At 60.3% G+C, this 8,302-nt stretch carries 6 protein-coding genes; 5 read left to right on the plus strand and 1 reads right to left on the minus strand.

What is annotated here, in order from left to right; translation table 11 throughout:
• Positions 1-91: 91 nt before the first annotated feature.
• Genes E4P00_RS00195 through E4P00_RS00215 form a run of 5 tightly spaced genes read left to right on the plus strand, consistent with a single transcriptional unit; the run spans position 92 to position 7,454 of the window.
• Positions 92-1,921 carry an extracellular solute-binding protein gene (locus E4P00_RS00195; protein WP_078821521.1) on the plus strand — a complete coding sequence of 610 codons (1,830 nt, stop codon included), beginning with the start codon at positions 92-94 and terminating at the stop codon, positions 1,919-1,921.
• Complete coding sequence (locus tag E4P00_RS00200) at positions 1,918-3,756, plus strand: extracellular solute-binding protein (RefSeq protein ID WP_248130467.1); 1,839 nt, start codon at positions 1,918-1,920, stop codon at positions 3,754-3,756. Before E4P00_RS00195 ends, E4P00_RS00200 begins: the two co-directional genes overlap by 4 nt.
• Positions 3,757-4,830, plus strand: coding sequence for a microcin C ABC transporter permease YejB (locus tag E4P00_RS00205; protein WP_005788756.1), 1,074 nt, complete (start codon positions 3,757-3,759; stop codon positions 4,828-4,830).
• 1 nt (position 4,831) lies between these two features.
• Positions 4,832-5,851 (plus strand): ABC transporter permease, encoded by a 1,020-nt coding sequence (locus tag E4P00_RS00210; protein ID WP_005788757.1) that lies wholly within the window; start codon positions 4,832-4,834, stop codon positions 5,849-5,851.
• A gap of 1 nt (position 5,852) precedes the next feature.
• On the plus strand, positions 5,853-7,454 hold the full coding sequence (locus E4P00_RS00215) for an ABC transporter ATP-binding protein (RefSeq protein ID WP_248130468.1): 1,602 nt from the start codon (positions 5,853-5,855) through the stop codon (positions 7,452-7,454).
• 213 nt (positions 7,455-7,667) lie between these two features.
• On the opposite strand, the gene E4P00_RS00220 is transcribed toward E4P00_RS00215, so the two are convergent.
• On the minus strand, positions 7,668-8,302 hold a 635-nt coding region (locus E4P00_RS00220), incomplete at its 5' end, for a hypothetical protein (RefSeq protein WP_248130469.1).

Below are 8,302 nucleotides of genomic sequence, written 5' to 3' on the forward strand. Positions count from 1 at the left end.
ATCGCCATCGCCCTAACTGGCTTTTTCCAACCGGAACAAGCTGTTACTGTACCGATCATAAAGCCCAAGCCGCCTGGATCGGATCTCTGACTTGAAGCGTCCTCTCCTTCTACTAACAAGTCTGGCCTTGAGCTTTGCTGCGAACGCGACGATTACCGAGAGCCACGGTTACGCGCAGTTCGGCTCACTCAAGTACCCGGCCAAATTCACCCATTACGATTGGGTAAACCCTGCAGCGCCCAAAGGCGGCACGCTGCGGGTTATGGCCTTTGGCACCTTCGACACGCTCAACCCCTATACCTTCAAGGGCACCAGCCCGGTTTCCACCGGCAATTTCCTGCAATACGGCGTCAATGAGCTGAACGAACCCTTGATGGTCGGCACCGGCCAGTACGCGCCGTCGGGCGACGAGCCCACTTCCAGCTATGGCCTGATTGCCCAGTCGGTGGAATACAGCGAGGACCGCAGTTGGGTGGTGTTCAACCTGCGCCCCGAAGCGCGCTTTCACGACGGCAAGCCGATCACCGCCGCAGACGTGGCGTTTTCCTATCGCACGCTGTTGACCGAAGGCCATCCGCAATACCGTACGAGCCTGCAGGAAGTGGCCCGGGTCGATATTCTCAACCGCCACCGCATCCGTTTTGTATTCAAACGTGCGGGCAACCCGTTGCTGATCCTGCGCCTGGGCGAATTGCCGGTGCTGCCCCTGCACTACTGGAAGAACCGCGATTTCAAGGCCACCACCTTCGAGCCGCCGCTGGGCAGTGGACCGTACCGCATCACCAAGGTCGCCCCTGGGCGGCAGTTGGTGTTTGAACGGGTCAAGAATTACTGGGGCAAGGACCTGCCGGTCAACCGAGGCTTCTACAACTACGACAAGGTCGAGGTGGAGTTCTATCGCGACAGCGACGTGGCTTTTGAAGCCTTCAAGGCTGGTGAATTCGACATTTATATCGAGCATCAGGCCAAGAACTGGGCCACGGGCTACAACTTCCCCGCGGTCAATCGTGGCGATGTGATCAAGGCGCAGATTGCCCACCAGATCCCCACCCAGAGCCAGGGCCTGTTCATGAATACCCGGCGGCCCGCCTTCAGCCAGGCCAAGGTCCGCGAAGCCCTGGGGTTGATGTTCGACTTCGAGTGGACCAACCGCACCCTGTTCAGCAGCGCCTACAAGCGTTCGGTGAGCTATTACCCCAACAGCGAATTCTCGGCCACCGGCCTGCCCGTGGGCCATGAGTGGCTGATGCTCTCGCCCTATCGCGACCAACTGCCGGCCGCACTGTTTACCCAGCCGTTCAGCCTGCCGCAGACCGACGGTCGCGGTATCCCCCGCGACACGCTGCGTCGCGCCCTGGCACTGCTCGGCGAAGCCGGCTGGAAACTGTCGGGCCAACGCCTGCTCAACAAGGATGGGCAACCGCTGCGCCTGGAGATCCTGCTGGTCAACCCGAACCTTGAGCGCATCCTGCAACCTTATGTCGAAAATCTGACCCGCATCGGCATCGACGCCCGCTTGCGTACCGTCGACCGGGCACAGTACAAACAGCGCCTCGATCAATTCGATTTCGACATGATTCTGATGACCCTCAACCAGACCTTGAGCCCGGGTCTGGAGCAGTGGCAGTACTTTCACTCCAGCCAGGCCACGATCAAAGGCAGCAAGAACTACGCCGGCATCGCCAACCCGGTGGTCGACCACCTGTTGGATCAACTGCTGGCGGCGCAGACCCGCGAAGAACAACTGGCGGCCGGCCGCGCCCTGGACCGCGTGCTGCTGTGGCAGCACTACAGCATTCCCAACTGGTACCTCAACTATCATCGCCTGGCGTACCGCAACCGGTTCGCCTTCGTTACCACGCCGCCCTATAGCCTGGGCCTGAGTGCGTGGTGGCTGAAAGCTTCGGAGAAAGCCCAATGATGTCTTTGCGTACTACCCTGCTCGCCAGCCTGTTGCTGTGCACCGCGGCCCAAGCCGCCCCGCAACACGCGCTGACCCTCTACAACGAGCCCCCCAAGTACCCCGCCGACTTCAAGCATTTCGACTACGTCAACCCCGACGCCCCCAAAGGCGGCACCTTCCGCGAGTCGGCCATGGGCGGCTTCGACAGCCTCAACCCCTACATCAGCAAGGGTGTGCCGGCGGATAACCTGCCGTTGATCTACGACACCCTGGCCATGCAAAGCCTGGACGAGCCCATTACCGAATACGGGCTGGTGGCGGGCAAGATCGAAAAAGCCCCGGACAACAGTTGGGTGCGTTTCTACCTGCGCCCCGAAGCGCGCTTCCACGATGGCCATCCGATGCGCGCCGAGGACGTGGTGTTTACCTTCCAGACCCTGATCAAGGACGGTAACCCGCTTTACCGCAACTACTACGCCGATGTCGACGAAGTCGTGGCCGAAGACCCGTTGCGTGTGCTGTTCAAGTTCAAGCGCACCAACAACCGCGAATTGCCGCTGATACTCGGGCAGTTGCCAGTGCTGCCCAAGCACTGGTGGGCGACTCGCGACTTCTCCAAGGGCAACCTGGAAGCGCCCCTGGGCAGCGGGCCGTACCAGGTGTCGGAGGTCAAGCCCGGACGCATGATTCGCTACGAGCGGGTCAAGGACTACTGGGCCAGGGACCTGCCGGTGAACAAGGGCTTCTACAATTTCGACACCCGCATCACTGATTACTACCGTGACAGCACCGTGTCCCTGGAAGCCTTGAAGGCCGGGCAATTCGATTACTGGCTGGAGTTCAGCGCAAAGAACTGGGCCAACGCCTACAACATTCCAGCGGTGACCCAGGGCCGACTGATCAAGGAAGAAATCCCCAACGGCAACCCCACCGGCATGCAGGGCTTTGTGTTCAATATGCGCAAGCCGATGTTTCAGGATGTGCGGGTGCGCAAGGCGATCAGCCTGCTACTGGATTTCGAATGGAGCAACAAGCAGCTGTTCAACGGCGCGTACACCCGAACCCGCAGCTATTTCGAAAACTCGGAAATGGCCGCCACCGGTTTACCTGGCCCGGATGAACTGGCGATCCTTGAGCCTTTGCGCGACAAGATCCCGCCCGAAGTCTTCACTCAGGCCTTCGAACCTTCCAAAACCGATGGCAGCGGCATGATCCGCACCCAGCAGCGCGAGGCTTACCAGCTGTTGCAAGCTGCCGGCTGGAAGATTGTCGATGACAAGATGGTCGACAGCACCGGCAAACCGGTGACTATCGAATTCCTGCTGGCCCAGACCGAATTCGAACGCATCCTGCTGCCGTTCAAGCGCAACCTGTCCGACCTGGGCATCGACCTGGTGATTCGCCGAGTGGATGTCTCGCAGTTCGTCAACCGCCGGCGCTCGCGGGACTTCGACATGCTGGTGGGCAGTTTCCCGCAGTCCACCTCGCCCGGTAACGAGCAGCGCGAATTCTGGAAATCGTCCAGCGCCGACAAACCCGGCAGCCGTAACTACATGGGTCTTAAGGATCCGGCCGTTGACCAACTGGTCGAAGAGCTGATCGATGCCGGCTCGCGCCAAAGCCTGATTGCCCACGCCAGGGCGCTCGACCGCGTACTCCAGTTTGGTTACTACGTGGTGCCCAACTGGCACATCAAGACCTTCCGCGTGGCGTACTGGGACCACTTGGGTCATCCCAAGGTCTCGCCACGCTACGACGTGGGCACGGCCACCTGGTGGGCCAAACCCGATGTCAAACCGGCGGTCTCCCTGGACACCACACAAAACGCCGATGCGGCGAGCGGAGGCGATTGAATGCTGGCCTATATTGTTCGCCGCCTGTTGCTGATCATTCCCACGCTTTTCGGGATTTTGCTGATCAATTTCGTCATCATCCAGGCCGCCCCCGGCGGGCCGGTGGAGCAGATGATCGCCAAGCTGGAAGGCTTCGACGGCGCCACCAGCCGTATTGCCGGGGGCGGGGCCGAAGTTGCGGTGGCCGGCTCCAGCTACCGTGGCGCCCAGGGCCTGGACCCGGCGCTGATCAAGGAAATCGAAAAGATGTACGGCTTCGACAAATCGGCGCCGGAACGCTTGTGGATCATGGTCAAGAACTACGCCCGGCTGGATTTTGGCGACAGTTTTTTTCGTGACGCCAAGGTCATCGACCTGATCAAGGAAAAGATGCCGGTGTCCATCTCCCTCGGGTTATGGAGCACCCTGATCATGTACCTGGTGTCGATCCCGCTGGGGATCGCCAAGGCCACGCGACATGGCAGCCACTTCGATGTGTGGACCAGCTCGGCCATCATCGTCGGCTATGCGATTCCGGCGTTCCTGTTTGCGATCTTGCTGATCGTGGTGTTTGCCGGCGGCAGTTATTTCGACTGGTTCCCCTTGCGCGGGCTGACCTCCAACAACTTCGACGAGTTGAGCGTTGGCGGCAAGATCCTCGATTACTTCTGGCACTTGGCGCTGCCTGTCACCGCACTGGTGATCGGCAACTTCGCGACCATGACCCTGCTGACCAAGAACAGCTTTCTCGACGAGATCAACAAGCAATACGTGGTCACCGCCAAGGCCAAAGGGCTGACCAACCACCGCGTGCTCTACGGCCACGTCTTCCGCAATGCGATGCTGCTGGTGATCGCCGGCTTCCCCTCGGCTTTCATCGGCATCTTCTTTACCGGCTCGCTGCTGGTGGAGGTGATCTTCTCCCTCGACGGCCTGGGCCTGATGAGCTTTGAAGCGGCAATCAACCGCGACTATCCGGTGGTATTCGGCACGCTGTTTATCTTCACCCTGCTGGGGCTGGTCGTGAAACTGATCGGTGACCTCACCTATACCCTGGTCGATCCGCGTATCGACTTCGCCAGCCGGGAGCATTGAGATGAACCTGTCCCCCCTCAATCGCCGCCGGTTCGAGCGGTTCAAGGCCAACAAACGTGGCTGGTGGTCTCTGTGGCTGTTCCTGATCCTGTTCGGGCTGAGCCTGGGCGCCGAGCTGATCGCCAACGACAAACCCCTGGCCGTGCATTACGACGGCGACTGGTATTTCCCGGCGCTCAAGCGCTACCCCGAGACCACCTTCGGCGGCGAATTCCCCCTGGAAGCCAACTACAAGAGCCCGTATATCCAGGAACTGCTCAAGGCCAAGGACGCCTGGACCTTGTGGGCGCCGATCCCGTTCAGCTACCAGAGCATCAACTACGACCTGAAGGTCCCCGCCCCTGCGCCCCCTTCAAGCGTCAACCTGCTGGGTACCGATGACCAGGGGCGTGACGTGCTGGCGCGGGTGATCTACGGCTTTCGCGTATCGGTGCTGTTTGCCCTGACCCTGACCGTGCTCAGCTCGATCATCGGCGTGATTGCCGGCGCGTTGCAGGGGTTCTATGGCGGCTGGGTCGACCTGGCCGGGCAACGCTTTCTGGAGATCTGGTCGGGGCTGCCGGTGCTCTACCTGCTGATCATCCTCGCCAGTTTCGTGCAACCCAACTTCTGGTGGCTGCTGGGGATCATGCTGCTGTTTTCCTGGATGAGCCTGGTGGACGTGGTGCGCGCCGAGTTCCTGCGCGGGCGCAACCTTGAGTACGTGCGCGCAGCGCGGGCCCTCGGCATGCAGAACGGCGCGATCATGTTCCGCCATATCCTGCCCAATGCAATGGTCTCGACCATGACCTTTCTGCCGTTCATCCTTACCGGCGCCATCGGCACCCTCACCGCCCTGGATTTCCTTGGCTTCGGCCTGCCGGCGGGTTCGCCGTCGCTGGGTGAACTGGTGGCCCAGGGTAAATCCAACCTGCAAGCGCCGTGGCTGGGCATGAGTGCCTTTGCCGTACTGGCGATCATGTTGAGCCTGCTGGTGTTTATCGGCGAGTCCGCTCGCGATGCGTTCGACCCGAGGAAATGAGATGAATCCGGACAATCTGATTGAAATCCGTGACCTCAGTGTCGAGTTTGTCACCGGTGAACATCACCACCGCGTGGTCAACCAGGTGAGTTTCGACATCAAACGGGGTGAGACCCTGGCACTGGTCGGCGAAAGCGGCTCCGGAAAGTCGGTAACGGCCCACTCGATCCTGCGGCTGCTGCCCTACCCGTTGGCGCGACACCCGAGCGGCACTATCGAATACGCCGGGCAAGACCTGCTGACCCTTAAAGAAAAGACCCTGCGGCATATTCGCGGCAACCGCATTGCAATGATCTTCCAGGAGCCGATGACCTCGTTGAACCCGCTGCACTCCATCGAGAAGCAAATCAACGAAGTACTCGGCCTGCACAAGGGCCTGACGGGCAAGGCCGCCACCCGGCGCACCCTGGAATTGCTGGAGCTGGTGGGCATCCCCGAACCGCACAAACGCCTCAAGGCGCTGCCCCACGAATTGTCCGGCGGCCAGCGCCAGCGGGTGATGATCGCCATGGCGTTGGCCAATGAGCCGGAGCTGCTGATCGCCGATGAGCCGACCACGGCCCTGGATGTCACCGTGCAGTTGAAGATCCTGGAGTTGCTCAAGGAGTTGCAGGCGCGGCTGGGCATGGCGCTGTTGCTGATCAGCCACGACCTCAACCTGGTACGGCGCATCGCCCACCGTGTATGTGTGATGCAGCAAGGTTGCATCGTTGAACAGGCCGATTGCGAGACACTGTTCCAGTCGCCCCAGCATCCCTACACCCAGGAATTGCTTGCTGCGGAGCCCAGTGGCGGGCCGGCCGACAATGAGGTCGGCCCACCGCTGCTGGAAGTGGACGACCTGAAAGTCTGGTTTCCGATCAAGAAAGGCTTTTTGCGCAATACCGTGGATTACGTCAAGGCCGTGGACGGTATCAACTTCAGCCTGCCCCAAGGGCAAACCCTGGGCATCGTTGGCGAAAGTGGCTCGGGCAAATCCACCCTGGGCCTGGCAATTTTGCGCCTGATCGGCAGCCAGGGCGGGATTCGCTTCGAAGGCCAGCAACTGGACCGCCTCAGCCAACAACAGGTGCGCCCGTTGCGCCGGGAAATGCAGGTGGTGTTCCAGGACCCGTTCGGCAGCCTGAGCCCGCGCATGTGCGTCAGCGAGATCGTTGGCGAGGGCTTGCGCATCCACAAGATGGGCACGCCCGCCGAACAGGAAGCGGCGATTATCGCGGCGCTCAAGGAAGTGGGCCTGGACCCCGAATCCCGGCATCGCTACCCCCATGAATTCTCCGGCGGCCAGCGCCAACGCATCGCCATCGCCCGAGCGCTGGTGCTCAAGCCGCGCCTGATCCTTCTGGACGAACCCACCTCGGCCCTGGACCGCACGGTACAGCGCCAGGTGGTGGAGTTGCTGCGCGGCCTGCAAGCCAAGTACAACCTGACCTACCTGTTTATCAGCCATGACCTGGCGGTGGTCAAGGCGCTGAGTCACCAGTTGATGGTGGTCAAGCAAGGCCAGGTGGTGGAGCAAGGCGATGCCCAGGCTATTTTTGCCGACCCGCAACATGCCTATACCCGCCAGTTGCTCAAGGCCGCCTTTTTGGTACCTCCCTGACGGATGGGCTCAGGGCGTGATGGCGGCCTGACAGCCGACCGGAATGTTGTGAGCCTCTCAAGTTACAGCGCCGCGTATGTCGACCATTGACCACTGCCCGTAAAAAACAGGTGGGGTAAAGTACGGCTGGCTCATGCTATCTGCAAATGAAAATCGGGAGGCGCTGCACTTCCACCAATGCCTACACGGAGGTGGGATTCATTCATGGAGCCCTCATTGTGACTTACCCAGACGAATGGCTTGCAGTCTCTTGAAGCTTGGGTCAAGGTCATCGGCCGAAACGCTGCCGTCGGGATAGGTATACTGGGTGTAGTTACCATCCTCTCTCACCTTAGGTCCTACTGAATAAAGGGTGTAGTCGGTATGCAGTATTGGCTCGAACACCACCTTTCTTGCATTTTGGGCACGATAATATGAATAGATTTCCCCCCCACTAAGTAACCAGGCAACCTTTTCATGTCGGACCAGAAACTGTTCATTTACCCAAGGGTAGTAGTCCTTCTTGATTAACACATCACCGCTGACCTCGTGCGTCACCGCAAAAGCAGAGCGCCGCTGTGGCAGGCGCTGATCGAACATCACAATAAGCCCTCCCCCCGGGCCCCCTCTAACATTCTCCCCGAAGTGCGTTGTGTTGGCGTAGGTGACACCAAAGGTCACATTACTCAGTTGCCACTGGCATCTGCTACCGCCATTGATGGCTAGCTTTGCCTCGTACACGTCGCTCTGCCCCCGCTGCTGCGGCTGAACCGTGGTAGACAGGTAGCCGTCCTCCTCATAATTGGACCAGTCCGGTCCTGAGCGTTTGATCGGGCATTTTTCAGAGCGGTACATCACCCGCATCGGGT

The organism is Pseudomonas sp. B329, assembly GCF_023127835.1.
GTDB classification, from domain to species: domain Bacteria; phylum Pseudomonadota; class Gammaproteobacteria; order Pseudomonadales; family Pseudomonadaceae; genus Aquipseudomonas; species Aquipseudomonas synxantha_A.